This window comes from Microbulbifer hainanensis (genome assembly GCF_014904735.1).
Taxonomy (GTDB): Bacteria; Pseudomonadota; Gammaproteobacteria; order Pseudomonadales; family Cellvibrionaceae; genus Microbulbifer; species Microbulbifer hainanensis.
Genome location: NZ_JACZCR010000083.1, coordinates 1 through 329 on the forward strand (window position 1 = coordinate 1; position 329 = coordinate 329).

Here is a 329-nt window from a genome sequence, read left to right on the forward strand (position 1 = left end):
GACGGCGCCGGAGTAGCCGAGAAAAGGCAAACCCCATGAAGCGGCATTGAATGCAACGGCTCCACCTGTTGCAACACCTCCCGCCTTGCGCATCAACCCGCCGCTCTCGCCCATAGCGAGAGTGAGGCCCGCCCCGGCAATGCTCGCCGCACCAACCGCTTTGGCAACTGGTCCCTGCAAGCTGTTGGAAAGCCGGTCAATCGGCCCTTCCCACGGATTTGCACCGGTAAGAGTGGTCGCCGCCTCTGCAATCTCAGGAAGGGTCGCAACGGCGACCGCAGCGACGACTGCGAATGTCACACGCCAGACGATCTGGGTGTCTTTCTGAC

1 protein-coding gene is annotated in these 329 nt (G+C 62.3%); it reads right to left on the bottom strand.

Annotated elements, in window-relative coordinates; genetic code table 11:
* The coding region (locus tag IG168_RS20430) for a TrbC/VirB2 family protein (RefSeq protein ID WP_226877201.1) at positions 1–329 on the bottom strand (329 nt) is incomplete at both ends.